Origin of the sequence: Salidesulfovibrio brasiliensis JCM 12178 (assembly GCF_001311825.1) — a bacterium.
Taxonomy (GTDB): domain Bacteria; phylum Desulfobacterota; class Desulfovibrionia; order Desulfovibrionales; family Desulfovibrionaceae; genus Pseudodesulfovibrio; species Pseudodesulfovibrio brasiliensis.
The window spans coordinates 15,314-41,455 of the sequence record NZ_BBCB01000008.1 but is presented as its reverse complement, the minus strand read 5'-3'; the positions used below and the strand labels follow the sequence as shown (position 1 = coordinate 41,455).

The window sequence follows — 26,142 nt, the reverse complement described above, 5'->3', positions numbered from 1 at the left end:
CGCTTGAATTAGAATAACAAAAAAAGGGCGGCCTTCGGGTCGCCCTTTGTTGTGGTGTTTGAGCTCGGATTGTTTTTGAGTCCGGTGGGGTGCTTTGTCTTATTTTACAGACAGTACGGCCCGACCGGAGACATGCACCGAGGCGGCAACGGGCTGGCCTTCTACGAGGCGGACCCGGACGAGGTCGGCATGAAGATTTTCGGCGATGCGCCCACGGTCTTCAAGTCCGAGCATCCGGGCCGGGTTGGCCGTTACCAGTGCTATGCACTCCGGAAGGGGGCGACCCTCCTCGTGGTGCAGGCGGAAAGGGGCCAGCAGCAGACTGCCGGGCACGTAATCCGAAGTCAGGACAGTCAGCAGCCCGGCCCTAAAAACTTCCAGCGCCGAGACATTGCCGGAGTGCGAACCACCAAGCACCACGTTCGGAGCGCCCATGACAACATCCATCCCGGCCGCGTGGGCCGTTGAGGCGGCCTCGTATGTGGTGGGAAATTCACAGATGCCGATGCCCTCTTCGAGCGCCTGTCGGACGTGGGGTTCGCTTGCGTCATCGTGGGAGGCCATGGGGATGCCGCGTTTCCGGCACTGGGCGATTATCGCTGCCCGTTGCTCTTCGGCGTGCTTTGCCTGTTCCTTTTTGAGGCGGCTGACAACCTTGGCGAACTCTTCGTCAGTCCAGCCTTCATTCGAGTAATACTCCCGAAATTTGTTTTCATCCCGGTACTGGCGCTGCCCCGGCGTGTGGTCCATGAGTGAGGCCAGCTTCACCAGCGGATTGTCGAGGTGGTGGTTCAGGATGCCCGGGGTTTTGGGATCGGCTGTCTCGCAGCGCAGGTGCAGCAGGTGGTTCGAGCGGAACAGGCCCCGGCGCTCCCCTTCGGTCACGGCGGCTATGCAGTCGTTGAACATGCGTCGCCGCGTTTCCTCCTCGGGAAATGCCTCGGCGCAGATGGAGTCCAGCACGGTGGTTATGCCGCAGCCGCAGAGCAGGGTGTCGTTGGCCGTGGCCGCAGAGAGTGGTGAAGGCCAGTAGACGCCGGGCCGGGGAGTGAACTGGCGTTCGAGGCTGTCGGTATGCACGTCCACGAGGCCGGGGATCAGGTAGTCCCCGTCGCAGTCGGTGCCGCCGGGCAGGGATGACGTGCCTTCGTCGATGCGCCTTATGCGGCCATCGTAAACCGTGAGGCTGCCATGAATGATTTCGGTTTCCGTGACGATTCGCGCGTTGGTGAAGATGGTTTCGGGCATTCGTTCCTCCGGCGCACACGCTATGGCCTTGGCCGTCATCCGCCAACAGCCCTTTGCAGATGTCGCAGAGTTGTAACGCGGCTGTCTGCACCGCTTGGTTTCGGTGCGTACATGTTCCGACTATTTGTACGGATTCAGGAGGTTGCAAAATGACGTCGACAAAAGGGCCGCTCTGGCGGCACGTGCGTGATTCGTTAAGCGACGACATCCGCAAGGGCAGAATCCTGCCCGGTGAGTTGCTGCAGACGGAAAAGGAGCTTTCCGACCGCTTCGAGGTTCATCGCCATACCATCCGTCGTGCGTTGCAGGAGCTCAGGGAGCTGGGCCTTATCAGGACAGAACAGGGAAGGGGCAGCGTGGTGCTGGAGCAGCCGTTTGAATACAAGATGGGCCGCCGCACCCGATTCAGCGAGAACATGAGTCTGAACAGTCTGAAGGCCCGCAGTCATTTTCTTTACGGAGACGTCATCTCCGCCTCGGAGGTGGTGGCGAAGCATCTTCAAATCCCGGTTCGCAGCAAGGTGAATTATATCGAAATGTATGGAGAGGCCGAGGGCAAGCGGGTCTTTGTGGCGTCGCAATACGTCCCGTATCCGGACATGGAAGACCTGATCCGCGTCTTCCGCGAAACCGGCTCCATGACGCAGTCTTACGCCCGCTACGGGATTCACGACTACTTCCGCAAGGACAGCCGCATCACCACGCGCATGTCCAACGCAGAGGAAACGGCGCACCTCAAGCTGCGCCAGAAGCAGCCCTTGCTGGTGGTGGAATACGTCAACGTGGACCGCCGAGGGCGGCCCATTGAGTTCGGCATTACGCGATTCTGCGGTGATCGGCTGGAGATTGTGGTGCCCGGAAATCAGGGGATATGAGGCGTCCGGGAGCACCGTTTGGCTGTCACTGATCCGGAACCGAGGTTCACGCAAACGTGACGGAAAGCTTAGACAACTGCCAGTGGTTGTATGTTCTGAAAAACGCCCGGCGGCATATGATGAATCAACTTTCGGGGCTGGCCCGAAAGCCCTGCATGCATGGACTGACGAAGAGCCCGGACCGGCTGCGGTCCGGGGGAGCAAAACGGACGCCCAATAAGGAGACGATGAGATGTACCGCTGTAAAGCCATAGTTGCCGCCATGCTGGCGGCCCTGATGATTCTGGCCGCCACTGCCGCGTTTGCCGGCGAAGTGCTTGTCTACACCGCGCTGGAAGACGACGAAATCCCCATCTACCTTGATATTTTCAAGAAAGCTCATCCTGAAATCGAAGTGAACATCGTCCGTGACTCCACGGGCATCATCACTGCCAAGCTGTTGGCTGAAAAGGACAACCCGCAGGCCGACGTGGTCTGGGGCACCGCCGCCACCTCCCTGATGCTCTGCGATCAGGCCGGCATGGTCGAACCCTATGCGCCCAAGTATCTCGACAAGGTCGTACCAGCCATGCGCGACAGCCGCTCCGTGCCTCACTGGGTGGGCATCAAGGCGTGGATGACCGGTATCGTGACCAACACCATCGAGGCCAAGAACCTCGGCCTCGACACCCCCAAGTCCTACGCCGATCTCATCAAGCCCGAGTACAAGGGGCAGATCATCATGCCCAACCCGGCGTCCTCCGGCACCGGCTTCCTGACAGTCTCCGCCATTCTGCAGCTCATGGGCGAGGAAAAAGGCTGGGCCTACCTCGACAAGCTGCATGACAACATCATGCGCTACACCCACTCCGGTTCCAAGCCTGCCAAACTGGCAGGTGCCGGTGAAGCGCCCATCGGCGTTTCCTTCGGCTACCGTGGCTTCATGCAGAAGGAAAAAGGCGAGCCCGTGACCACCACCTTCCCCAAGGAAGCTCCGGCTGGGATGTTGAAGCCAACGCGCTCATCAAGAAGGGCACCATCAAGCCCGAAGCCAAAATCTTCCTCGACTGGGCCATCAGTCCTGAAGTCATGAAGGCGTACGGCAAGATCTACCCCGTCACCGCCTACCCCAGCGGCAACCCGGTTCCGGAAGGGTACCCCGCCGACCCCGAAGCCAGATGATCAAGAACGACTTTGAATGGGCCGCCAAGAACCGTCAGCGCATCCTCAAGGAATGGACCCGCCGCTACGACGGCAAGAGCGACCCCAAGTAACCGAACCTCAGAAGATATGAAACGTCCGGGCCGGTTTACTGCCGGCCCGGACATGCATAAGGACGACGATACCCATGACCAGCGCAAGCCAGGATTATCTCCGCGTCGAAGGCGTCACCAAACGCTTCGGCACGTTTACCGCCCTCGATAACGTCAGCTTCGGCGCAAAGAAGGGCGAATTCATCTCCATCCTCGGGCCAAGCGGCTGCGGAAAGACCACCATGCTGCGCGCCGTGGCCGGATTGGAGCGGCAGGACGAAGGGCGTGTGCTCCTCTCCGGGCAGGACGTCTCGCACCTGCCCGTGTCCAAGCGGCACGTGGGCATCGTGTTTCAGTCCTACGCGCTGTTTCCCAACCTTTCGGCCCGCAGCAACATCGCATACGGCCTGAAGCGGAGCATGAAGAGCCGCAGTGCAGTGAACGAGCGCGTAGATGAACTGCTCAAGCTGGTGGGCCTCAAGGGACTCGGCAGCAAGTATCCGGGACAGCTCTCGGGCGGGCAGCAGCAGCGCGTCGCTCTCGCGCGGGCAATGGCGCTCTCTCCGAATCTGCTCCTGTTGGATGAGCCGCTTTCTGCCCTGGACGCGCAGGTTCGGGTGATGCTTCGGACCGAAATCCGTGCCATGACGCAACGACTGGGGCTGACCACCATCATGGTCACGCACGATCAGGAAGAGGCTCTGACCATGGCTGACCGTATTCTGGTCATGAAAGACGGCGAGCTGGTTCAGAACGGCACGCCCTCGGAAATCTACGATGAGCCGGAGTCGCCCTTCGTGGCTTCGTTCATCGGTTCCATGAATTTCATTCGCGGCAGCTACAACCGCGATACGGGAACCTTCTCCAAGGGGTCAGTACGCGTGCGCGTCGACCGCCAGGCCAGAAGCCTGAAAGGGGAGGTGCTGGCGGCCATCCGTCCAGAGGACGTATTGGTCAGCACCAACGGAGAGCAGGGCCCGAACGTTTTTGAGGTCGATGTCCGAAATGTTGAGTACCGAGGCCCCATCTACCGTCTGGCACTCGACCTGCCGCTCGGACACACCGAGACCGCGCCGCTCATTGCGGAGATGCCTGCGGAAAAGGTGCGGCGGCTGAACATGACGTCCGACAGCAGGGTGAAGGTGATTCTGCCTTCCGAGCGGGTGCGGCTCTTCCACGCGGAGCAGGTGTAGTCATGGCGGATGTCACAATGACTCCCGTGGTGCGTGCCCGGGGCGGGGTCGATGCCGAGCTCTGGCTCAAGCGCGCGCTTATTCTGATCGTCTCGGCCTGGCTGGTGGCGGTGGTGGTTCTGCCGCTCTTTCAGCTCCTTTCCAAGAGCCTTTTGGACAACGACGGCAACTTTGTGGGGCTGGTCAACTACATCGAGTATTTCCGGACCCCCGCGTTGCGCGACTCCATCGGCAACTCGCTGTTCGTATCCCTGACCACCACAGTGATTTCGGTCAGCCTCGGGTTTCTCTTCGCCTACGCCCTGACCCGGACCAATATCCGGTTCAAGGGAGCGTTCCGCAGCATAGCCATGATGCCGCTTTTCACGCCTACGCTTCTGAACGGTATCGCGCTGATCTACCTCTTCGGACGCAAGGGACTTATCACACAGGGATTTTTCGGGGCCATTCCGGGATTTGACATCGGCCTTTATGGTGCCACGGGCATCATCATCTCCGAGGTCATTTTCACCTTCCCGCAGGCCATGCTGATTCTCTCGGTGGCGTTGCGCATGACCGACGCACGGCTCTACGAGGCCTCGGATTCTCTTGGCGCGTCCAAGGTCCGCACCTTCTTCACCGTGACCATTCCGGGCATCAAGTACGGGCTCATCAGCGCGGTCTTCGTGTGCTTCATCCTTGCGTTCACGGATTTTGGCGCTCCCAAGGTCGTTGGCGGCAATTTCAACATCCTCGCCACGGACATCTACAAGCAGGTCATCGGCCAGCAGAACTTCGTCATGGGTGCAGTGGTCAGCGTGGTGCTGCTGGTGCCAACGGTTCTGGCCTTCATTGTGGACCGCATCGCCCAGCGGCGGCAGGTGGCCCTTATTCAGGCCAAATCCGTGCCGCTGGTGCCCAAGCCGGAGAAGCTGAAGGACGGAATATATCAGGGGTTCTGCACATTCATCGCCCTGCTGATCCTCGGGTTCTTCGCCACGGCCATTTATGCATCGCTGGTCAAGGTCTGGCCGTACACGCTGGATCTGGGCTTCTGGCACTACGAGTTCCGGGGCACCGGTGGCGGCGGCTACGAGGCGCTCTTCAACTCCGTTCGCATGGCTCTCTACTCGGCGGTCATCGGTACGGCCATCACCTTTGCAAGCGCCTATCTCATTGAGAAGAGCAGGGGCATGAACGGGCTGCGACAGGCGAGTTACTTTCTGTCCATCATGCCGTTGGCCCTGCCGGGGCTGGTCATCGGCCTTTCCTATATCTTCTTCTTCAACGCACCGGGCTGGGAGTTCTTCGGCATCACCGTGCCCAACCCGCTCAACTGGATGTACGGCACCATGGCCATTCTGGTGCTCTCAAACATCGTGCACTTCTACTCGGTGAGCTTCCTGACGGCCACCACCGCCCTCAAACAGCTCGACCGCGAATTCGAGACCGTCTCCGAATCCCTCGGGGTGCCGTTCTACGTGACCTTCTTCCGGGTCACGGTGCCGGTGTGCCTTCCCGCTGTCCTTGAAGTGGCCATGTATTACTTCGTCAACTCCATGGCCACGGTCTCGGCGGTCATCTTCCTGTACTCGGCCGACATCCCGTTGGCCTCGGTTGCCATCGCCAACATGGACGACGCGGGTGACATTGCCCCGGCCTGCGCCATGGGCGTGCTCGTGGTCTTCATCAACGTGGTCGTGCGCCTGCTCTACAGCCTGCTGACCAAGGGCGTGAAGCGCCGCACCCAGCTCTGGGCCGTTCGCTAGCCGGAACCGATCTTCCGCAACGACGCATAAATGTAACAAGCCGAACGGACAAATCGAGGAATTTGTCCGTTCGACTTCCCGGCAGAGGGGGTATGATTTCCATGGTCGTGGAAAGCGGCCGCCCCTGTCCGAAAAACCAACTACCCCGGCTCTCCCGGGAGACAATGGAGCAACACAGATGCAAGCCTTCATTCGCAATAAACCGTACACGGGACCCTTGCAGGCTGCGGTCTTCGACTGGGCCGGAACTGCCGTGGACCACGGCTCGGTCGGTCCGGTGGCCGTGTTCGTGGAAGTGTTCGCCCATCAGGGTGTTGACGTGACATGGGCCGAGGCCCGCAAGCCCATGGGCCTGATGAAGCGCGATCACATCGAGTCCATGTGCGCGGACCCGTCCGTGTTGGAAAAGTGGCGCGCCGCCAAGGGTGCCGATCCCACGCAGGCCGACATCGACGTCATGTACCATGAGACCGAGCGGCTCATGGTCGCCTGCATCGCCCGCCATTCAGACCCTATTCCCGGTGTGCTGGATGCGGTGGCCGAGCTACGTGAAATGGGCCTCAAGATCGGCTCCTGCACCGGATACACCGGCCCGATGATGGAGGTGCTCGCGCCCGTGGCCGCCAGGAAGGGCTATGTCCCGGACTGCATCGTCACCTCAACCGACGTGCCGCGTGGCCGCCCGTACCCATGGATGTGCTTCCGGAACGCCATCAACCTTGAGGTCTATCCCATGGAAGCCATGGTCAAGGTGGGCGATTCGGTGAGCGACGTGCAGGAAGGGCTCAACGCCGGGATGTGGACGGTGGGCCTGAGCCGCACCGGCAACGAAATGGGGCTGACGCTGGCTGAGCTTGAAGCACTTTCCGAAGCGGAACTTGTCGCCCGGACCGAGGCCATAGAAAAGCGGTTCATGGGTTCCGGAGCGCACTACGTAGCCCGTTCGCTGGCCGACATCCCCGCGCTGGTGCGGACCATCAACGAACGGCTGGCGCGCGGCGAAACCCCCGCGCCCTAGGAGGCGGCATGAGCCCCGGAAACAGCCCGAGACTGATCGAAGGACGTGAACCTCTCGCCAAACCGCACTGGGTGGCGCGAGGAGCTTGGTCCCGAGACGCGGCGGCTGCTGGATGAGGATGCGGATTGCTTTCTGCATCAGTCCCTGTCCACGCCATGCCTTGATGTGCTGGAGTCCTGCTCCGGGAGTACCTTGACTGACCTCGACGGCCGGGAGTTTCTGGATTTTCACGGCAACTCCGTTCATCAGGTCGGATACGCCAACCCCCGCGTTCTGGATGCCGTCAGGCGCCAGCTTGAGACCTTGGCGTTTTCGCCGCGCCGTTTCACGAACCGTCCGGCCGTGGACTTGGCGCGCAAACTCGGCGAGCTGGCACCGGGCGATCTGGACAAGGTCCTGTTTGCGCCCGGAGGAACCTCTGCCGTTGGCATGGCTCTAAAGTTGGCGCGAAAGGCCACCGGACGATTCAAGACTGTTTCCATGTGGGACTCATTTCACGGCGCGTCGCTTGACGCCATTTCCGTGGGCGGGGAGGCGCTATTCCGGTCGGGCATCGGGCCGCTGCTGCCCGGCGCGGAGCATGTTCCCCCGGCGGAGCATACCGCTGCATCTGGAACCCCGGCGGAGACTGCGCCGCCTGTGATCTCCGGTGCGCCAAATACATCGACTACGTGCTGGAAAAAGAGGGCGACGTCGCCTGCGTTCTGGCCGAGCCGGTGCGCTGCACCACGGTGAACCCGCCGCCAGAAGGTTACTGGCAGCTGGTGCGCGAGGCCTGTGACCGACATGGCGTGCTGTTGGTTTTTGACGAGACAGCCGTGTGTCTCGGAAGGACCGGTACCATGTACGCTTTCGAGAATTTCGGAGTGGTGCCCGACATTGTGACCCTCGGCAAGGGGCTCGGCGGCGGTGTCTTCCCGCTGGCCGCCGTGGTGGCCCGTCGCGGACTCGACTGCGCGGGCGATGTGGCCCTCGGTCATTACACTCACGAGAAGAGCCCGGTGGCCTGTGCGGCCGGACTCGCCGCCATCGAATACATTGAAGAACACGATCTGCTGGTGCGCGCCCGTGAGCTGGGTGCGCGAACGCTCGACTCATTGAATGCGCTTAAGCGTCGACATCCGCTGGTGGGTGACGTTCGCGGCATCGGGCTGGCCATGGGGCTGGAGCTGGTGCGCGAGGACGGCACGCCCGCCGAGGCCGAGGCTGACCGTGCTCTTTATGCCTGCCTGCGCCGCGGCCTGAGCTTCAAGGTCTCGGGCGGGCAACTTCCTGACCCTGACCCCGCCGCTGACCGTCAGCGACGACGAAATGCGCCGCGCCCTCGCCGCACTCGACGAGTCCCTCGCCGAAGTCGGGGCGGATCGCGACATCAACCGCAACGAGGACTGATTCATGGACATGAACACTCTTCCCGACAACCCGTATGTTTTGTTGACCCCCGGCCCGCTGTCCACCTCCAAAGGGGTGAAGGCCGTCATGCTCCGGGACTGGTGTACCTGGGACGACGACTATAACGGCATCGTTCAGCAGATCCGCGCCCGGCTCGTGGAACTTGCCGGAGGCGGCGACTATACCGCCGTACTCATGCAGGGCAGCGGGACCTTTTCCGTGGAGGCCACCGTGGGAACCGTGGTGCCTGCGGACGGAAAACTGCTGGTGGTGGCAAACGGTCACTATGGCGACCGCATCGCCAAGATCGCCGAACGGCTGCGCATGAACCACGCGCTGCTTGACCTGGGCGAGGTCGGTCGCGCCGAACCCGCCGCCGTGGGCGAAGCTCTCGATGCCGACCCCGCAATCACTCATGTGGCGGTGGTTCACTGCGAAACCACCACCGGAATGCTCAATCCGGTTCGAGAGATCGGCGCGGAAGTCAAGCGCCGCGGCCTGACCTACATCATTGACGCCATGAGCAGCTTCGGTGGAATCCCCATGAATTTGGACGAGCTTGGCTGCGATTACCTCGTTTCCAGCGCCAACAAGTGCATTCAGGGGGTGCCGGGTTTCGGTTTCGTGGTGGCTCGCCGCGCGGAACTGGAGAAGTGCGAGGGCAACGCACGCTCCCTCAGTCTTGATCTTTATCATCAGTGGCACGAGATGGAGCACAAGAACGGCAAGTGGCGCTACACCTCGCCGACGCACGTTGTGCGCGCATTTGCACAGGCGCTTGGCGAGCTGGAGGAGGAGGGCGGTGTTGAAGCCCGTTTCAGGCGTTACACCGACAACCATCGCACGCTGGTGGACGGGATGCGAAAGCTCGGCTTTTCCTGTTTGTTGCCGGACGAGTGGCAGTCGCCCGTCATTACCTCGTTTATGAATCCGGATCATCCGGAGTACGATTTCCGCCGTTTTTACGGGGAGCTGAAGTCCCGGGGCTGGGTCATATACCCCGGAAAAGTCACCTCGGCGGACACGTTCCGCATCGGCAACATCGGCGATGTGACCCCCCAAGGCATGGGAGAACTGATCCATGCCGTAGGTGAGTCAATGTATTGGAACCACAAGGAGTAACCATGAAAATCATCTGTCTGGGCGGCGCCGGTCGCATCTGCCGCGAAGCCGCGCTCGACGTGGCCGAACATACCGACTTCCAACTCACCATCGCCGACATCGACGAGAGTGCCGGGCGAGAGGTGGCTGCTTCCATGGGCGATGGCCGCGCCGACTTCATGAAGGTGGATCTCTTCGACGAGGAAGCCGCCATTGAATGCCTCTCGGGGTACGACGTGGTCATGGACGGCACCACCATCTCGCTCAATGACCGTTCCACCCGCTGCATTGCCCGGGCCGGGTGCCACGGCATCAACCTCAACGGCTTTGGCGACGAGTATGAGTACGATCCGGTGTTCCGCGAACAGGGCAAGGTCCATGTGCCCGGTTTCGGCATGACGCCCGGCACGACCAACATGATGGCCAAGCACGCGTGTGACAGGCTCGACACGGTCCACTCCGTGCGTGTGAGCCACGGGGCGTTCCGTCCCATCGCCTTCTCGGCCTCCATTACCGAAACCACGACCTACGAGTACGACCCCGACCTGCCGGGCCGCGTTGTCTTTGAGGCCGGAGAATTCAAGCAGGTGCCGCCGTTCGCCCGGCCCCGCGACATCGCGTTGCCAGAACCGTACGGCACACACCCGCAGTACATTATTCCGCACTCGGAGACCGTGACGCTGGCGGAATACCTCAAGGACAAGGGCGTGCAGCTCATTGAAGTGCGCGGGACATGGCCGCCGAAGAACATGATGCTCGTCAAGGCGCTGTACGAGTGGGGCTTCATGAAGAACGAACCGGTCGCGGTGAACGGCAGCGAAGCAGGTGTCATGGACGTCATCGGGAGCTACCTGATGCAGAGTGAGGCAGGCAAAAACACCGAGCTCTACGGGTACGCCCTGCATGTGGAGGTGGAAGGGGAGCGCGACGGCGAAAAATACCGCCACATCCTGACGCACACCCATCCGGCTTCGGACGGCTCCGTTCCGGGCTGGGAAGGGCTGCGTGCCTATACCCGCAACGTGGGCATCCCCATGGGCATCGGCGTCAAGCTCATTGCCGAGGGCCGCACCGAATGTACGGGGGCGGTCATCCCTGAATATGCCTTCAACCCCGAGGACGTGTTCAGCGAGCTTGCCGCGCGCGACATCCACATTCACGAGAAGGTGGACCGCATAGACGAATTCGATTGGAAGGGCGGCGACTAGCGCGCCTGCCCCCTCGGCTCGACACGGCCGCCCCCGCACCGTTCGTCCGGTGGGGGGGCGGTTCGCCTTTGTGTGGTCATGAATCAGTCTGCGGGCAACAGTAGCACTGCCACAAGACCATACATGCCGGTCAGGGCCACGAGCCCCCCGTCGGCACAGGTTCTCGCTGTGGTGTGCCCCTTCCTGCGGGCTATGACCAGATAGGTCGTCAGCGCAAGGCCAATGGAGATGAATCCGGACGGGCCATGAAACACGAATCCGGGGGAAAGGTAGCCTGATGTGCCGTCCTTGAGCTTCAGCCCGAACGGTGTGACAGTGTTGAAGACTCGTTCGGCAAAGGTCTTTCCGGCACCGGGCATGACGTGCTCGTAACGGGCGAGCGGCCTGTAGTTCGGGTCCATGACCACGGCGCGAACAATTTCATCATCAGAATATACCGCAGTACGGTAGAGCGGGTTGACGATCATCTTGAAGTCCATGGTGTCCGGATCATAATGCTCCAGCGGCAGCGGGGTCAGTTTGTACCCGTCATAACCGATGAGGTGCAGGGTGTCGTCATTTGCGAGCAGCAGGCCATAGTATTCCTGCCGGGTATTCTCCGAAACCCGTATGCTGCGCACGCCGCTTTTCGGACTGATCGGCGTTTTAACTGCCTTGGGTCTGCCTTCCACGCGTTTGAGGTGAAAGACCGAGCCTTCCGCGTCCACAAGGAACGCGCCTTCGTCAAACGGTTTGAGGATGGTCGGCTTGGAGAAAGCCATGCGCCCCGGAAAGACGAAACCCTTCCGCTTCAGGGCTTTTGTGTATGTCTTTGTCAGTTCCGGGTCGCGTCGGTTGAAGTCGGCGTTGATGAACTCCAATTCGTCACCCAGCCGGAAGCGCTGTTCAGGGAAGACGAGGCGCGCGTTCCCCGGGACCGATTCGATTAGCGGCAGAAGCTGCTCCTGCGGAGAGCGTCCGGCGATCTGTTCCGGCTTGAATTCGCTCACCTGACGCCGGGCCTTGATGGTCTCCCTGTCGAAGTTTTGGCCGTTTAGTTCAAGCGGCAGCAGGCCCCAGAGCTCCATGTTTCGGTAGTAGATGAACGGCAGCAGCTTTTCAAATTCCTGGCGGGTGTAGCGGTTGCCGTCCTCGTCCATCTGCACATAGCGTGCATGGTGTTCCGTGGCGCCATCGGGCATTTCGAGGAGCTTGTCGCGCCAGACGAATTTCTTGATGACCGGGCTGTAGAACAGGTGAGTGGTCTTGACCCTTTCTCCAAAGGCCATGTCGAAAAGGAGCGGCGCGTAGACGGCCATGACCACGATTGCAGCCAGGACGAGAGCGTATCTGGAAAGGCGCGTCATCAGGACCTCCGGTAGCGGAAACGGTATGCGGGATAGAGAACGGACGGGACAAAGGCCAGAATGCCGAGCGCGAGGAGCGGGAGGATTCTTTCGTAGGCACCGGGGGCCTCCTGCCAGAGCAGAAGACTGGTCAGCCCCGCGCCGATGGCGGCATTGACCATGCGAAGCCGCCATGTTGGTTCCAGCAGTACCAATGTTACGCCGAGGTAGGCGGTGACGCCGGCCAGTGTCCACGGCAGGATGGTCAGCATGGTACGAGTGACAACTTCGGCCGGGAAGCGCATGGCGGTCATTCCAGCGATGACTGCCGCGTCAATGGCGAGGATCGCCGCAACGGCCGAGAGGCCGACCAGAATATGGCCGAGCACGAGCATGTGCGGTGACAGCGGCAGGTGCAGGGAGATGCGGAACCGGTGGCTGACGGTCTCGGGCAGGAACTGGGCGGCGGCGAGGAGCGCACCGGTCAGCACCGGCACATACGTGTACGGGTCGTAATAGAGCGTGCCGAGGTGCATGACCCGGTACCAGACCACTTCCGCATGATCCATGAGAAAGAGCTTTCGCATTGCCGTATAGATGTAGCCGACAACGGCGAGGTTGAGCAGCAGCGCCGCAAGCATGGAGCCGCGCAACTTGAGGTATTCCTTGAGCAGTATTGATCGCAGCATGAGGTGTTCCTAGTATCTTCCGGTAAAGCCGATGAAGGCGTCTTCGAAGCTCATGGGCCGGTGCTCCAGCTTGTCGCAGGCAAACCCTTGCGACTCAAGATGGCGGGTCACGGCGCGGCTGTCCTCAAAGGTGTAGAGCTGGTATTCCTCGCCCGTTATCTCGACATTGCGGATGGGCCCGCCTGATGTGGGGTTTCCCGAACCGTTTCTGGGTAGGGTGAAGAGTTTGAATTCGCCGAGGAAATGACGCAGTGAGACCTGTGTGGTCTGCCCGCCGCGCTCCAAAAAGACGATGTCGTCAACAAACCGTTCGAGGTCCTGCACGATGTGGGAGGTGACGAGAACGGTCTTGTCACCGTCTTTCAGGTATTCTGCCAGATGATCCAGAAACAGGCGTCGGTAGCCCGCATCAAGGCCCATGGTGTAGTCGTCGAGGATCATCACGTCCGGCTGCTGGGCCATGAGCAGGCCGAGGACCACCTGAGAGCGCTGGCCTTCGGACATGTTGCCGATGCGGTGCGACCCGGGCAGGCCGAGCTTGTCGGTGAGCGCGTAGTAATAGTCGCGGTTCCACTTGGGATAGAAGGGGGCAAAGAATCGTTCCGCGCTTTGGATGGTCATGAAATCATAGGCCAGATGTCCTTCGAAGAGCAGTCCCACGCGCCGCCGAGTTTCAGGCGACAGGGTGTGGGAGTCGTCGCCGAGGATGCGGCAGCTCCCGCCGACAGGACGCAGAAACCCCATAAGTATCTTGATGAGCGTGGTCTTGCCGACACCGTTTTTTCCAAGCAGGCCATAGACCTTGCCCAAGGGGACCTTGAAATTGAGGTTGTCGTAGATGACTCGTTTTCCGTAGCAATGCCGCAGTTCGCAGACCTCAATGGCGTGTTCCATGAGTGATTGACCTCAGTGATAATGATTTTCAGACTCACCTTTTATCCACGTCGTTTCTCGGTGTCAATACGGGGAAGGGGAGGACGGCTCAATATGGTTTGCAGGCGGATCCTTTGATATTGTGATTATATTTCAAGTTTTTGCGTGTTTAATTGTAACAGCGGATGCTTCGAGGTCGCGAAAAGTGTAGTTGGTACTTGACGGTGAAAACGAATTTCAATATCAAGTGTTCCGGGCTGGCGACGAACGACAAACACAGGTTGGTAGTGGTGGGAAAAGCGGATTTCAGCAGAGAGGAAGCGATACTGGAGCGCGCACGAAAGGCTCTCGCAAAAGCGGGGGCTGACGAGGGTGCGTTCGGGGAGCTGACTCGGGAGTATGAAAAACTGCTTCGACAGGCCCGCAGACTGGTGGGCATGGGCGACAGGATGCAGCGCTCCCTTGCCGATCTGAACCGAGAGCTGGCCGTCAATGAGGAAAAATACCGCACCACCTTCGAGCGTGTTGCCGAGGGCATTTTCCGCACGGTGGTTGATGGTCGTCTTGTGGAGGTGAACCCCGCCATGGCCTCGATGCTTGGTTTTGAATCGCCGCAGGACATGCTGAAAACCGTTGAACGAATCCCGGACCTCTTTCTCTGCCGGGATGTCGCCACCGCATATGAGCACGGCCTTGAGGAGCGAGGCGGCCTTCGTCGGATGGAGGCGCAGATGCGTGTTCGGGGTGGAGAGGCTCTGTGGTGCGAGGTGAGCGCCACGCCGTTGCATTCCGGCGATGACGCAGACGCTTGCAGCGGCGTTGTCGGTGTCATTGCGACGTGACCGAGCGCAGGAAGGCCATGGAGGACATGTGCCGCCTTGCGCGAACCGATGCCCTGACCGGACTCTGGAACCGGGGCTACTTCATGGAACTGGCCCGCCGCGAGCTGGCTCGAAGCCGCAGGATGGAACGGCCGCTCTCACTGCTCATGGTGGACGCGGATCACTTCAAGAACGTGAACGACACCTATGGGCACGACGCGGGCGACACGGCACTCCGTGTGCTGGCGGAAATCCTTGAGACCACGTTTCGCGAGGTGGACGTTGTGGCCCGATTCGGGGGCGAGGAGTTTGTGGTCCTGCTGCCGGACACCCCCCGCCGGGAAGCCTGCCGCGCTGCCCAGCGGCTTCTTGAAACCGTGCGCGCCAAGCCTATTCGCTGCTGCGACAATGTGTTCTCCATGACCGTAAGCCTCGGCGTCACCACCGGGGAGGGCGGGGCCGAGAGCATGGACTCGCTGCTCAAGCTGGCCGACATCGCCCTCTATGCTGCCAAGAAGAATGGTCGAGACCGGCTGGAAGTCTTTCGCGGCGAGCATCGCTGCTGATATTTTTTTCGGAGTTGGTTGAAAATGAAATTCATAATCCACAGGAGCGCGGCATGACACGGCTGGCCGGAACCTTCGGGCGAATGCAATCCATGAGCATCCGCCGCAAAATGGACCTCATCCTCTTTCTTGTGCTCGTGCTCCTGCCGCTCGGGCTGCTCATTGTCGGGCACGCCAGCGGGACCGGAACCGTCAACAACGTCCTCGTGGTCTTCCTCACTGTTTCGGTGATTTTGTTCGTTCCAATATCCAAAGGGTTCAGCCACATGCTGGCTCTGCGCAGCATCAGGGAACTGGATGAGCAGTGCCAGCGCATGAAGCTGGGCGAATACACCTTGGAGGATTTGCCGCCCGAGCGCGGCGAAGAGCACGATTTCATGCTCCTCAAGCGCAACCTGCACTGGATGGGCTATGCCATCGCATCCCGCGAGAAGCGCCTGTCGCGCGCCATGGACAGTCTTGCCGACGCCAGAAGCAGATAGTGGAGAGCATCGACTACGCCAGCCTGATCCAGCGCTCCTTCCTGCCGGATAGAAAACGGTTCGACGCAATGTTCAATGATCACTGCCTGCTCTGGGACCAGCGCGACAAGGTCGGGGGCGACTCCTACTGGTTTCGCGAGACCTCCGGGGGCTTCTTCGTGGCCGTGATCGACTGCACCGGGCACGGTGTTCCCGGCGCGTTCATGACGCTCATCGTGCACTCTCTTTTCGAGGAGGCCGCTTCCAGGGCAGCGGGCAATAGCCCGGCAGAAGTGCTGGGCAATCTGAACCGGCTGGTCAAGGACGCACTCGGCCAGAATGAGCCGGGCGGCATGTCCGACGACGGTCTGGACTGCTCCCTCTGCTTCGTGGACACGAACAATGCCGCCGTGACCTACGCCGGGGCCAACAATCCTCTCTTCATTCTGGAAGCCGGTGAGGTCCGCACCGTCAAGGGAGACCGCTGCGGCATCGGCTATGTGCGCTCCGACAGGGATTTCGTCTTCACGGACCACGAGATCGAACATCGCCACGGCATGCGTTTCTTCATGACCTCGGACGGCATCATCGATCAGGTCGGCGGTGCCAAAGGCTTCCCCTTTGGCAAGCGTCGCTTCAAGGAATTCATCGTCGAGCATGGGGACCTCTCCCTGCGCGGACAGGACCGGATGCTCAAGGGAGTCGTTGACGCCTACCGGGGGGACGAGCCCCGGCGCGACGACATCACCGTACTCGGGTTTGAAATCTAGGAGGACACGGCATGACGCCGAAAATGTACGACTGCTACGAATCACTCATGGGCGATGGAATCATTTTGTATTTCAACGGCCCCGTCTCTCAGGGCGTAGTGGAGGGCGTGGCCGACCTCATGCGCCAGCGCCTGCGCAATGAAGAGGCAGGCATGAAGCTTTCCCACCGCATCTTTGCCATCCTCGTGGAGCAGATGCAGAACATCGTCCGGTACTCGAAAGAGCGTGAGCCGGTGGATGTGGATGGCGAGAGCATCGCCAACGGGCAGGTCATCGTCGGGCGTGAGGATGATGGCCGCTACTTCGTGGCCTGCGGCAACAGGATAGCGGCCGCCGACGGAGACCGCCTGAGCGAGAAGCTCAACCGTGTCAGCTCCATGAACAAGGAGGAGCTGAAGCGCTATTACAAGGACTGCCGCCGCAGGGGGCCGGACCCGGACTCCAAGGGCGCGGGTCTGGGATTCATCGAGATGGCCCGCAAAGCCGAGGGGCCCCTTGATTATCACATCCGTCCCGTGGACGGCGAGACCGCCTTTTTTTCCATGAAAGTCGTTGCCTAAAGGAGGACACAATGACCAAATTCTCAGTTCAACCCACCAAGTCTTCGCCGCGCATAGAGTTCGATCCCAAGTCCGGCGTGCTGGAAATCCGGGGCGAATCCTACCCGGAAAACTGCTCGACCTTCTACGGTCCCATGTTTGACTGGCTCAACCGGTATTTCACGGAGGCCGATGCCAAGCGCGTGGAGCTGAACATGGAGATGATCTACTTCAACAGCTCCACGTCCAAGACCTTCATGGATCTCTTCGACATGCTCGACGATCACGCGGGACGCGGCAAGGCCATCGAGGTCAACTGGCGGTACCACGAGGACAACGAGACCGCGCAGGAGTGCGGCGAGGAGTTCATGGAAGACGTGCAGAACGTCCGCTTCAATCTGGTCGAGATCACCGGCTAGGCCGTTAACCGGGGGAGGGAGATATGGCCAACCTTTTCACTCTTTGCAGCATGAGCGGACTTGGACGAAGAATCATGCTCTGGACCGCACCCGTCGCTGCGGTTCTGTTTGCGGCGGCGCTGTTTGGCGGGCATGCCGTGGCGTCTTTCGGGATCGCACACGCGCCGTGGCTGTTGGCGGGAACCGCCGTGTTCGGGGGACTGCTGCTCGGCGGTGTTTCTGCCTTCATGGTCCGTCGCCATGTCTGCCGCCCACTCAACGAAATCTGCGAAGCCTGCAATCGTGCCGCCTCCGGCGACTTCGACCAGCCGCCGAGCTGCGATGCGCCCGACGAGATGGGCGAGGTGAGCGGAGCGCTCGGCAGCGTGTTCAACGGCGTGAAGGAGCGCATGGAGAGCGCGGATGTCATGCGCAAGGAGGCGTTCAGGGAATCACGCAAGGCGGCAAAGGCGGTCCGCAGTCTTGAGAAAGAGGCGGAGCGCGCCCGTCGTGCCAGAGCCGAAGGGCTTGAAGAGGCGGCATCGCAGCTGGAGCGGGTGGTCTCCTCCGTCCGAGGTACTGCCGAGAGCGTTCAGGCCATGGTTGCCGACTCCGGTGCTGCTGCAATGGCTCAGGAGCGGGACCTTCAGCAGGCTGACGAGGCTGTGGACGGCATGAGCAAGGCCGCGTCACAGGTGCTCAAGGGTGCCGAAGAGGCGCGGGAGACGGCACACGCCACGGCGTCGCGCGCCCGCGATGGCGCACGTGTGGCCGGAGAGAGCGTGGAGGCCATGGAGCGGTTGGAGCAGTCCTACGAGAATCTGGCGGGGAACATGGACCGGCTCGGACGGGAAACCGGAAACGTCGGCAGCGTCATTTCCGTCATCAACGACATCGCGGACCAGACCAACCTTCTGGCGCTCAATGCGGCTATCGAGGCGGCGCGCGCCGGTGAAACAGGGCGGGGGTTCGCAGTGGTGGCCGACGAGGTCCGCAAGCTGGCCGAAAAGACCATGAACGCCACCGGTGAAGTCGAAGGCATGATCTCCTCCATTCGCAAGGTGGCGGACATGAACGCAGAGGGAATGCGCTCTGCCGGTGACGCGCTTGAGCGGCTCGTTGGTCTGGTACGTGACTCCGGGGCTTCGCTGGGCGAAATCGTCGAGCTGTCCCGCGCTGCCGAGGAGCTTGTTGAGGTCATCGCCGCATCTGCCGGAGAACAGGCCGTCACGGCGGACGCCACGCGCGATGTGATTCGCGGCACCTGCGACATTTCCGGTGAAACAGTTCGTGCCACGCAGAGCGCGTCCGATGTGCTCATGCGTATGGTCGCCGACGCCACCGAATTGCAGCGGCTCGTTGACGGGCTGCGTCGTGAGGCTGAACCGCTTCGGCGAGCCGCATAGTTGCGGACAGTATTGACCCATCTGCCTGAGGCGTGCGTGGTGTCGCTGAAAATGAAGACCATTTTCGTTTTCGGTTGTGAAAAAGACTTTCGTTTCCCGAGGTTGCGGGGAATGTGCTCATGAAGACATAGAAGGCAGCGTGAAAAAGACATTGAAAATACGACACTCCATTCCGGGGCGGGTCCGTTTCCTTGTTCGCTCCTTGCGGCGAAACGATGAACTGGCCGCCCGCCTTGAATCGGAGCTGGCAGAGTCTGAGGGCGTCGAGCTGGTGCGGGCCAACGCGCGGGCCGGGACCCTGATTGTCCGGTACGATTCCGAGCGTACCAATGAAGCTGAGGTGGCCCGTGTTTCCGAGCTGCTTGTGGACTCAAACGCGAAGCCCCGGCTGATCGCCGCGCCCTCCTGCGCCTCCCCGCTGTGCGAATGCACGGCGTGCAAGGTCACGGAGCGCGGCTGCGATCCGGTCAGGCCCGCACTGCGGCGATTCACGGCCATTTCGCTGGTCATGGGCGGCGTGTTCGTGCGGCGGTCTGTTCTGGGCCTTGCCGTAGCCGAGACTGCCCTGAGCCCCCTCGGGATCATCGCCATCGGCGCGTCCGTGCCCCTCTTCAAGAAGGCGTTGCGGCAGATACGCCAGCGTCGGTTCACGCTGGAGGCGTTCCTCGGCGCAAGCTGCGTTGCGGCTGTCGCGGCGGGCGAAGCGTTGACCGCGTTCGAGGTCCTCTGGATCAACTCGGGCGCGGAGCTGCTCAAGGCATGGATTACCGAACGGTCCCGGAAATCCATTTCGCAGATTCTGCATCAGACCGGGCATCACACCTTCGTGCTGGTGGACGGCGTGGAAGTGGAGGCCGAGGTCCGTGATCTCAAGGTCGGGGACGTAGTGGTCCTGCATACCGGGGAAAAGGTCTGCGTGGATGGCGAGGTCGTCGACGGGGAGGCCCTTCTGGACGAGTCGCCCATTACAGGCCGCCCGGACTTCATTCCCCGCATGGCTGGCGATGAAGTGTTGGCCGGAACCTTCGTGCGTCAGGGCGTCATCTACGTTCGGGCCCGCGAGGTGGGCGACAGGACCTACTTGGCCCGTGTGCTCAAGCTCGTGGAGGATTCACTGGAGAACCGCGCCCCCATCGAAGGGGTGGCAGACAGGCTGGCCGCGAATCTCATCAAGGTCGGTTTCGTCGTCACCGGCGGAACCCTGCTGCTCACCGGCAGCCTCTGGCGCGCATTCACTGTCATGCTGGTCATGGCCTGCCCCTGCGCCACGGTGCTCTCTGCATCAACGGCCATCAGCGCGGCCATGAGCGCGGCTGCCCGCAGAAACATTCTCATCAAGGGCGGCCGCTATCTTGAGGAACTGAGCAAGGTCGACACGGTTTGCTTCGACAAGACCGGCACCCTGACCACCACCGAGCCGGTGCTGGAAAGCGTGGTCCCCGTGGGCGGAATCGGCGAGGAGCGGCTGCTGCAACTGGCGGTCTCCGCCGAAGTCCACAACCACCATCCGCTGGCGCAGGCCGTGAAGATGGAGGCGGACCGCAGGGACGTGAGCCCGGTGCCGCATACCGTCTGCGAATACTTCCTCGGCATGGGCATGCGCGCCGAGATCACCGGAGCCGAGGTGCTCGTGGGCAACCGCAAACTCATGGAGCGTTACGGGGTGCGCGTCGGGGGTGTCTCCTCGCGGGTTTCGGCATTTCGGAAGCGCGGGCTGACCGTTCTCTACGTGGCCCGCGAGGGCAATGTGGAAGGGCTTCTTGCCTTTGACAATACCATCCGGCCCGAAAGCGCGGCCGTGGTTGCCCGTCTCCTGGATTCCGGGGTGAAGCACACCGTGCTCGTCACCGGGGATGAAAAGAATACTGCCAATGAACTGGCGGACCGCCTCGGCATCCGTGACTGCCACTCTTCGGTCATGCCCGAGGACAAGGCCGTGATCGTGGACAGGCTGCAACAGGGCGGCGCGTCCGTGCTCATGATCGGCGACGGCATCAACGACGCGCTGGCCCTTACCGAGGCGGACGTCGGCGTGGCCATGGGCGCGGGCGGGTCCGAGGTGGCCGTGGAGGCCGCTGACATCGCTCTGGTCAACGACGACCTGCGCGACCTCGTCTACGTGCATGCCCTCAGCCGCAATACCCTCAGCGTCGTGCACCAGAACTTCTGGATCGCGACAGGGTCGAACATTGTCGGCGTGGTGCTCGGCGCGACCGGGCTCCTCTCGCCGGTCATGGCCGGGCTGCTGCACATCGTCCATTCGCTGGGCGTCATGGCCAACTCGTCGAGGCTGCTCAGGTACGACATCCCGGCGCTTACTGGCGCCGAGGATCAATAAACGGAGAAAGATATGGATTTCAAGTTATTGATGGAGCTTCGGCAATATCTGTCCGTGGCGCATCACGTGCCGGGACGCATCCGGGTCAAGTTCAGCCTGAAGCTTCTTGGCGACCCGAGAGCCAAAAAGGCAATGGATCAGGCCGGGACCAGGGATCTGCCCCCGGCTATTTATAGCACGCGGCTGAACCCCCTCGGCCGTTCGGTGGTCATCGAATACGACCCTGAAGCGGTGGACCCCAATGCGCTGGCCGAATTGCTGACGACCTCGGATAACGCACGATTTGAAGAACTTGCAAAAGAACTGAAGAAAGTCCTGCTCCCCGAGCAGGTATAAGGAGGACATTCATGGACCATCAGGAACAGATGCACTTTGTCCAGCCCGGACAGGATCAAGGTCAGAATCAGGGATACGCGGAACAGGGTGGATCGCAGCCGGGATACCAGCAGGCGCCGCCACAGTACGGGTACCAGCAGGCCGCGCCGCAGCCCGGTGCGTATTATCAGTACCAGCCCGGCGTCGGTTTTGTTGCCGCGCAGGGACAGCCTCAGGGCCAACAGTCCGCACAGGGCTTTTCGGCCCAGCCGGGCATGGGGCAGGGACAGGCTCCGGGTGCGGGCATTCCCGGCACGCCCGAAGGGGCTGAACCCAAGTTCGACCAGAACCGCATGGGTGAGGTCTACGGCATGGTCAACGACGTCATGAACGGTGAGGCCGACGCCTCAAAACTGATCGGCATGCTCACTAGCACGGGCGGCGATTTCTGGAAAGGCGCGCTCGTGGGGGCGGCAGCCGTGTTTCTTCTGAACAACGACGCGGTCAAGGGTGCCGTGGCCGGAACCTTCGGTGCCTTCCTCGGCGGCGAGGAAACGGAAGACGCGGGCGAATAGCCGCAAGTACAAGGAGCACAACATGACAAAGCATTCTACCACTCCTCGGCCCAACCCTCGGGCCGCTGCGGGCGGCGCAGCGCTCGGAGCAACGCTCTTCGGCGCAGTCGTTGGCGGAGCCGCGGCAGCCGCGGGCACTCTCGGCAAGGTCAAATCCGGCGAGATGACAAAACAGGAGGCCGCAAGGACCGTTGCACGCGAAGCCGGAACAACGGGCATTGCCGCAGGAGCGGCCGTGGGCGTGGCCGGCGCGCTGGGACTCGGCGGAATCCTCTCTTTCGTGGGTATCGTTGCCGTTGCCACGGGCACCAAGTATGCGCTCGATTCCGCACTGAACCCCGCTCCGGCCCAAGCTCCTGAAAAGGTTGCCGCAAAAGCCACGGCAAAAACGGCAAGGAAAAAACCGGCAAAGGATGCATCCAAAAAGGCTTCCGCAAAACCCGCCGAGAAAACCTCGGCCAGGAAGTCCACAAAGGATTCCGCGAAAAAGACCACCAAGAAAACCGACACCGATTCCAGCGATCCGGTGCAATAAGGAACCACCATCATGAGCGATCAGTACAAATACCAGCCCGCCCCCGGCAACTCTTCTCAGGAAGGCGCGTACATGCGCAATCCGCAGCAGCCCTCCTACTATTTCCATGACGGCAACCAGTACGCAGCCGCGCAGCCCGGCATGCAGGCTCCGGTTTCGGGGCAGCCTGTTCCGGCCCAGCCGCAGCAGAACTCCACCGGCACGCTGACTTCATGGGTCAATTTTACCGATCCCAATTATCTCAAGGGCCTTGCGCTCGGTGCTGGGGTCGCGCTCGTCGTCACCAACCCCAAGGTGCAGCAAGCCGTTGTTTCCGGGGCAGTGAAGCTCTGGGCTGGCGTGCAGGGCGGGGTGGAGGAGATCAAGGAACAGATTCAGGACGTGAAAGCCGAACTCAGCCAGCAGGAGTAACCATGGCCGACGCCAAGAAAACAACGCCGGTCAAGGGCGGCCTCGACATGCAGACCAAACGGACCTGGGCCAAGGTCGGCATGGCCGCCTCCCTCGGTACGCTCGTGGCCACCAGCCTGCTGGAGACGGACCGCGAGCCGGAAATCAAGAAGCTGCACCTCTGGTCGGGGTTTGCGCTGGTGGGCTTCTCCTACTGGCATTATTCCCTGTACAAAACACCCACGGCCAAGAGCGGGGACAGGACATGAGCGCAGCCGCGTGCGCTGCAAGGCGCAAGCATGCCTTCCGCGTGGTCCACGAGCTGCCTCGCCGCCTGCGGCTGCGAAGCCGCAGGCTTTATGACCCGAACCTTGACCGCGATTACCTCCGCGCCGTGGTCGAGGCGCTCCCCGGTGTGGATTCAGCCACGGTGAACACGGCGGCCTCCTGCATCGTCATCGAATATGACGGCAAGCCGGAGACACGCAGTCGCGTACTCGCGTTTTTTGGAAAACATCCCTCGTGAGGCCTATCTGCCCGAGGTAGACCGCACGGCCTCGGTGACACTGCCCAGCGTGCTGTCACAAGCCGGGGCCGCGCTTGCCTCGCCGTTTCTGCCCGAACCGGTCAAGGCTCCCCTGAGCATGGCGCTCGGATTGCCAACCATGCTGGAAGGTGCGGGAACGCTTCTGAACGAAGGGGTCAAGGTCGCGGTGCTCGATGCCGCCGCCGTGGGCTTCTCGCTGGCACGGGGTGATTACGCCACGGCCAACGCCATCGTGGCCATGCTCGGCCTCGGGGAATATCTGGAGCAGTGGACCGAGCAGAAGTCTGACGACTTGCTCAAGAACCTGCTCCGCCCGCAGGTAGAGACGGTCTGGGTCGAGCGGGATGCCCGCGAAGTGAGCATCCCGTTTACGGAGCTCGGCGTGGGCGACATCGTCATCTGCGGAGCGGGAGAACTGATGCCGGTGGACGGTGTTGTTACCGATGGCGAGGCTGCCCTGAACCAGAGCTCCATAACCGGCGAATCCCTGCCTGTTCATGTTCGGCCCGGCGACTCCGTGCTTTCCGGCACGGTGGTCGAGGATGGTCGGCTCAAGATTGCGGCCCGTAGCGTCGGGGCGGAAACGAGCATGGCACGCATGGGCCGGTTTCTGGAAAACTCCCTGCGCACCAAGTCCGTGTCACAGACCAGAAGCGACGAGCTGGCCGACAAGCTTGTGCCCGTCACCTTCGGGCTGGGGCTGGGGCTGTTCGCGCTGACGCGTGACGTGCGCCGGGCGGCCTCGGTGCTGACCGTGGACTACTCCTGCGCCATCAAGGTGGCCGCGCCCGTTGCGGTCAAATCCGGCATGTACGCGGCGGGCCACTGCGGCGTGCTGCTCAAGGGCGGGCAGGCGTTGGATAATCTGGCCCGTATCGATACCGTGGTCTTCGACAAGACCGGCACGCTGACCAAGGGCGACCTGAAGGTCACGGACCTGATCCCCCTGAACGGCATGGATGGGGAAGAACTGCTGGCGCTGGCTGCCGGGGCCGAGGAGCACTACTCGCATCCGGTGGCCCGGGCCGTGGTTGCCGAAGCGAAATCACGCGGACTTGAGCTGCCGCCCATCAGTCAGGTGGACTTCATCGTGGCGCACGGCGTTTCGGCCTTTGTCGAGGGCGAGCGGGTGCTTGTGGGAAGCAGGCATTTTCTTGAAGACGACGAGCACGTGGACTGCTTTGCGGCGGTCAAGCTCGGCAGGGAGCTTCGTTCGCAGGGCAAGTCGCTCCTGTACGTGGCGCGCGAGGGCCTGCTTGTTGGGGTCATCGCCATGCGCGACGAGCTGCGGCCCGAAGCCGTGGAAGCCATGGGCCTGCTCAAGGAGCGCGGCATCAGCAAGATCGTCATGCTTACCGGCGACCATCGCGACACGGCCAACGCCATTGCCGAGTCGCTCGGCTGCATCGACGAGCTGCACTGGGAGCAGCGGCCCGAGGACAAGGCCGCCATCGTGAACCGGCTGAAGAAGGACGGGCATTTTCTCGCCTTTGCCGGGGACGGGGTCAACGACGCCCCGGCGCTGATTTCCGCCGATGTGGGCATCTGCATGCCGGGCGGGGCCGACCTTGCCCGCGAAGCCGCGCAGGTAGTGCTTCTGGAGGACAATCTGAAGGCGCTTGCCGTGGCCCGCGACATCGCGACACAGAACGAGAAGGTGCTGAAGCGGTCGTTTCAGGCCGCGGTGGGCATCAACTCCGCAGTGCTGCTCATGGCCTCGGCTGGCCTGCTTTCTCCGGTTGCCTCGGCGTTTCTGCACAACGCCAGTACGCTCGGCATCCTCGGATACGCCGCCGCATCGGGCGGCAGGGTGCCGAAATCACAGGAATTCATCCGTTCCAAACGGCAGACCGAGGAGGTTGCCTGATGCATTCAAGTCTTGCCGATGCGCCTGCGGCCAACCGCTGCGGGTGGTGCGCATCGCCGACGAACACATGCGCTTACGCCTTGCGTCCATGGGAATCTTCCCAGACAGCGTTGTGACACGTCTTGACGAGGAAGTGGCGCTGCATGCTGTGCGCCTCAGGGGGCCAAAAGGAGAGGTCGTGCTCGGCGGCGGCATGGGCGGCAAGGTGGTCGCCCACCTGCCGGACGGTCGCATGATCCCGGTGGCTGAGATGCAACCCGGCGAGACCGGACACATCGAGGCCATCACCGCAGGGGAGACGCTCATTGAAGCACTTGCCGTACTGGGGCTGAAGAACGACGACGAGATCGAACTGGTTCGTCGGCTCCCTGCCATGGAGTACATCGTACTGGTCAACGGCGGCAGGCGCATCCGGATGGCCGAAGGCACGGCCGCCAAGGTTCTCGGGAGCATGGGCGAGGTGGTTTGCCAGTTTGCCAATACACAGGCCGGGGCCGACTTCACCGTGACCCGGCTGCTGGGTGGCAAGCGCGCCATCCGCGCCATAACCTCGCTCGGTATCGAAAATGGCAGCACGCTGCGGCTGGAGGCCGTGGAAAAGGCCCGCAGTTACCGCATGACCGGGGGAGAGCGGTTCGTGGTCACAAGCCCCGAAGCTTCGTCTCTTTCTCCGGCGCGATCAGGCGGATGTGGTCATTGTGGAACATGAATC

General features: G+C 61.7%; 29 protein-coding genes. 25 read left to right on the top strand and 4 right to left on the bottom strand.

Translation table 11 applies throughout. The features are described 5' to 3' along the window. Positions 1-99 precede the first annotated feature (99 nt). Positions 100-1,248 (bottom strand): alpha-D-ribose 1-methylphosphonate 5-triphosphate diphosphatase, encoded by a 1,149-nt coding sequence (locus JCM12178_RS04495; RefSeq protein ID WP_054649134.1) that lies wholly within the window; start codon positions 1,246-1,248, stop codon positions 100-102. 149 nt (positions 1,249-1,397) lie between these two features. Between JCM12178_RS04495 and phnF the strand changes: the two genes are divergently transcribed. The 9 genes from phnF to JCM12178_RS04455 all read left to right on the top strand — a co-directional run bounded on the left by phnF (position 1,398) and on the right by JCM12178_RS04455 (position 11,015). Continuing rightward, positions 1,398-2,123 carry a phosphonate metabolism transcriptional regulator PhnF gene (gene phnF / locus JCM12178_RS04490; RefSeq protein ID WP_054649132.1) on the top strand — a complete coding sequence of 242 codons (726 nt, stop codon included), beginning with the start codon at positions 1,398-1,400 and terminating at the stop codon, positions 2,121-2,123. Between the two features lie 232 nt (positions 2,124-2,355). Beyond that, entirely contained in the window at positions 2,356-3,195 is an 840-nt protein-coding gene (locus tag JCM12178_RS04485) for an extracellular solute-binding protein (protein ID WP_218185627.1), read from the top strand. Between the two features lie 255 nt (positions 3,196-3,450). Beyond that, the gene (locus JCM12178_RS04480) at positions 3,451-4,548 is read left to right on the top strand and encodes a putative 2-aminoethylphosphonate ABC transporter ATP-binding protein (RefSeq protein ID WP_054649130.1); all 1,098 of its coding nucleotides are present in this window, start codon (positions 3,451-3,453) and stop codon (positions 4,546-4,548) included. A gap of 2 nt (positions 4,549-4,550) precedes the next feature. Next, the gene (locus JCM12178_RS04475; protein ID WP_083465730.1) at positions 4,551-6,296 is read left to right on the top strand and encodes a putative 2-aminoethylphosphonate ABC transporter permease subunit; all 1,746 of its coding nucleotides are present in this window, start codon (positions 4,551-4,553) and stop codon (positions 6,294-6,296) included. A 178-nt stretch (positions 6,297-6,474) separates the two neighbouring features. Continuing rightward, positions 6,475-7,314 carry a phosphonoacetaldehyde hydrolase gene (gene phnX, locus JCM12178_RS04470; RefSeq protein ID WP_054649128.1) on the top strand — a complete coding sequence of 280 codons (840 nt, stop codon included), beginning with the start codon at positions 6,475-6,477 and terminating at the stop codon, positions 7,312-7,314. 45 nt (positions 7,315-7,359) lie between these two features. Further along, positions 7,360-8,049: an aminotransferase class III-fold pyridoxal phosphate-dependent enzyme gene (locus JCM12178_RS20205; protein ID WP_218185626.1), complete on the top strand. Its 690-nt coding sequence runs from the start codon at positions 7,360-7,362 to the stop codon at positions 8,047-8,049. After that, positions 7,986-8,831 (top strand): aminotransferase class III-fold pyridoxal phosphate-dependent enzyme, encoded by an 846-nt coding sequence (locus tag JCM12178_RS20200; protein WP_250635931.1) that lies wholly within the window; start codon positions 7,986-7,988, stop codon positions 8,829-8,831. The genes JCM12178_RS20205 and JCM12178_RS20200 overlap by 64 nt, the downstream gene beginning before the upstream one ends. Then, a complete protein-coding gene (phnW, locus tag JCM12178_RS04460) occupies positions 8,716-9,828 on the top strand; it encodes a 2-aminoethylphosphonate--pyruvate transaminase (protein ID WP_245628615.1) in 1,113 nt (370 codons plus the stop codon). Before JCM12178_RS20200 ends, phnW begins: the two co-directional genes overlap by 116 nt. Before the next feature lie 2 nt (positions 9,829-9,830). Further along, entirely contained in the window at positions 9,831-11,015 is a 1,185-nt protein-coding gene (locus tag JCM12178_RS04455; protein ID WP_054649124.1) for a saccharopine dehydrogenase family protein, read from the top strand. Between the two features lie 83 nt (positions 11,016-11,098). Here the strand turns inward: JCM12178_RS04455 and JCM12178_RS04450 are convergent, their stop codons facing one another. The 3 genes from JCM12178_RS04450 to JCM12178_RS04440 are packed head-to-tail and all read right to left on the bottom strand — an operon-like array spanning position 11,099 to position 13,923. Beyond that, the gene (locus JCM12178_RS04450; protein ID WP_054649122.1) at positions 11,099-12,361 is read right to left on the bottom strand and encodes a DUF4857 domain-containing protein; all 1,263 of its coding nucleotides are present in this window, start codon (positions 12,359-12,361) and stop codon (positions 11,099-11,101) included. Next, complete coding sequence (locus tag JCM12178_RS18595; protein WP_054649120.1) at positions 12,361-13,029, bottom strand: hypothetical protein; 669 nt, start codon at positions 13,027-13,029, stop codon at positions 12,361-12,363. The genes JCM12178_RS04450 and JCM12178_RS18595 overlap by 1 nt, the downstream gene beginning before the upstream one ends. Before the next feature lie 9 nt (positions 13,030-13,038). Then, positions 13,039-13,923 (bottom strand): ABC transporter ATP-binding protein, encoded by an 885-nt coding sequence (locus JCM12178_RS04440; RefSeq protein ID WP_054649118.1) that lies wholly within the window; start codon positions 13,921-13,923, stop codon positions 13,039-13,041. Positions 13,924-14,126: 203 nt separating this feature from the next. Between JCM12178_RS04440 and JCM12178_RS04435 the strand changes: the two genes are divergently transcribed. From JCM12178_RS04435 to JCM12178_RS04365, 16 genes are all read left to right on the top strand, one after another. Next, positions 14,127-14,744 (top strand): PAS domain S-box protein, encoded by a 618-nt coding sequence (locus JCM12178_RS04435; RefSeq protein WP_172677067.1) that lies wholly within the window; start codon positions 14,127-14,129, stop codon positions 14,742-14,744. Next, positions 14,741-15,289 carry a GGDEF domain-containing protein gene (locus JCM12178_RS04430; protein ID WP_157054743.1) on the top strand — a complete coding sequence of 183 codons (549 nt, stop codon included), beginning with the start codon at positions 14,741-14,743 and terminating at the stop codon, positions 15,287-15,289. Before JCM12178_RS04435 ends, JCM12178_RS04430 begins: the two co-directional genes overlap by 4 nt. Positions 15,290-15,342: 53 nt before the next feature. Then, positions 15,343-15,771, top strand: a complete 429-nt coding sequence (locus JCM12178_RS19300) for a hypothetical protein (protein ID WP_054649112.1) — start codon at positions 15,343-15,345, stop codon at positions 15,769-15,771. Then, on the top strand, positions 15,771-16,520 hold the full coding sequence (locus JCM12178_RS19295) for a PP2C family protein-serine/threonine phosphatase (RefSeq protein ID WP_054649110.1): 750 nt from the start codon (positions 15,771-15,773) through the stop codon (positions 16,518-16,520). Before JCM12178_RS19300 ends, JCM12178_RS19295 begins: the two co-directional genes overlap by 1 nt. Positions 16,521-16,531: 11 nt before the next feature. Beyond that, positions 16,532-17,080: a SiaB family protein kinase gene (locus JCM12178_RS04415; protein ID WP_054649108.1), complete on the top strand. Its 549-nt coding sequence runs from the start codon at positions 16,532-16,534 to the stop codon at positions 17,078-17,080. 11 nt (positions 17,081-17,091) lie between these two features. Continuing rightward, a complete protein-coding gene (locus tag JCM12178_RS04410; protein WP_054649106.1) occupies positions 17,092-17,478 on the top strand; it encodes a DUF1987 domain-containing protein in 387 nt (128 codons plus the stop codon). A 23-nt stretch (positions 17,479-17,501) separates the two neighbouring features. Next, positions 17,502-18,863 (top strand): methyl-accepting chemotaxis protein, encoded by a 1,362-nt coding sequence (locus tag JCM12178_RS04405; protein WP_054649104.1) that lies wholly within the window; start codon positions 17,502-17,504, stop codon positions 18,861-18,863. Between the two features lie 139 nt (positions 18,864-19,002). Then, positions 19,003-21,201, top strand: coding sequence for a heavy metal translocating P-type ATPase (locus JCM12178_RS04400; protein ID WP_054649102.1), 2,199 nt, complete (start codon positions 19,003-19,005; stop codon positions 21,199-21,201). 12 nt (positions 21,202-21,213) lie between these two features. Continuing rightward, on the top strand, positions 21,214-21,537 hold the full coding sequence (locus tag JCM12178_RS04395) for a hypothetical protein (protein WP_054649100.1): 324 nt from the start codon (positions 21,214-21,216) through the stop codon (positions 21,535-21,537). 11 nt (positions 21,538-21,548) lie between these two features. Next, a complete protein-coding gene (locus tag JCM12178_RS04390) occupies positions 21,549-22,091 on the top strand; it encodes a hypothetical protein (RefSeq protein WP_054649098.1) in 543 nt (180 codons plus the stop codon). Between the two features lie 22 nt (positions 22,092-22,113). Continuing rightward, positions 22,114-22,626 (top strand): magnetosome protein MamC family protein, encoded by a 513-nt coding sequence (locus tag JCM12178_RS18930; RefSeq protein ID WP_054649096.1) that lies wholly within the window; start codon positions 22,114-22,116, stop codon positions 22,624-22,626. A gap of 12 nt (positions 22,627-22,638) precedes the next feature. Then, positions 22,639-23,037, top strand: coding sequence for a YtxH domain-containing protein (locus tag JCM12178_RS04380; protein ID WP_157054742.1), 399 nt, complete (start codon positions 22,639-22,641; stop codon positions 23,035-23,037). 2 nt (positions 23,038-23,039) lie between these two features. Then, a complete protein-coding gene (locus JCM12178_RS04375; protein WP_054649094.1) occupies positions 23,040-23,285 on the top strand; it encodes a hypothetical protein in 246 nt (81 codons plus the stop codon). Beyond that, positions 23,282-23,542 (top strand): hypothetical protein, encoded by a 261-nt coding sequence (locus tag JCM12178_RS19290; protein WP_245628611.1) that lies wholly within the window; start codon positions 23,282-23,284, stop codon positions 23,540-23,542. The genes JCM12178_RS04375 and JCM12178_RS19290 overlap by 4 nt, the downstream gene beginning before the upstream one ends. Next, positions 23,523-25,430 carry a heavy metal translocating P-type ATPase gene (locus JCM12178_RS04370; protein WP_245628610.1) on the top strand — a complete coding sequence of 636 codons (1,908 nt, stop codon included), beginning with the start codon at positions 23,523-23,525 and terminating at the stop codon, positions 25,428-25,430. The genes JCM12178_RS19290 and JCM12178_RS04370 overlap by 20 nt, the downstream gene beginning before the upstream one ends. Positions 25,431-25,497: 67 nt before the next feature. Further along, positions 25,498-26,139: a FeoA family protein gene (locus tag JCM12178_RS04365; protein ID WP_157054740.1), complete on the top strand. Its 642-nt coding sequence runs from the start codon at positions 25,498-25,500 to the stop codon at positions 26,137-26,139. Positions 26,140-26,142 lie beyond the last annotated feature (3 nt).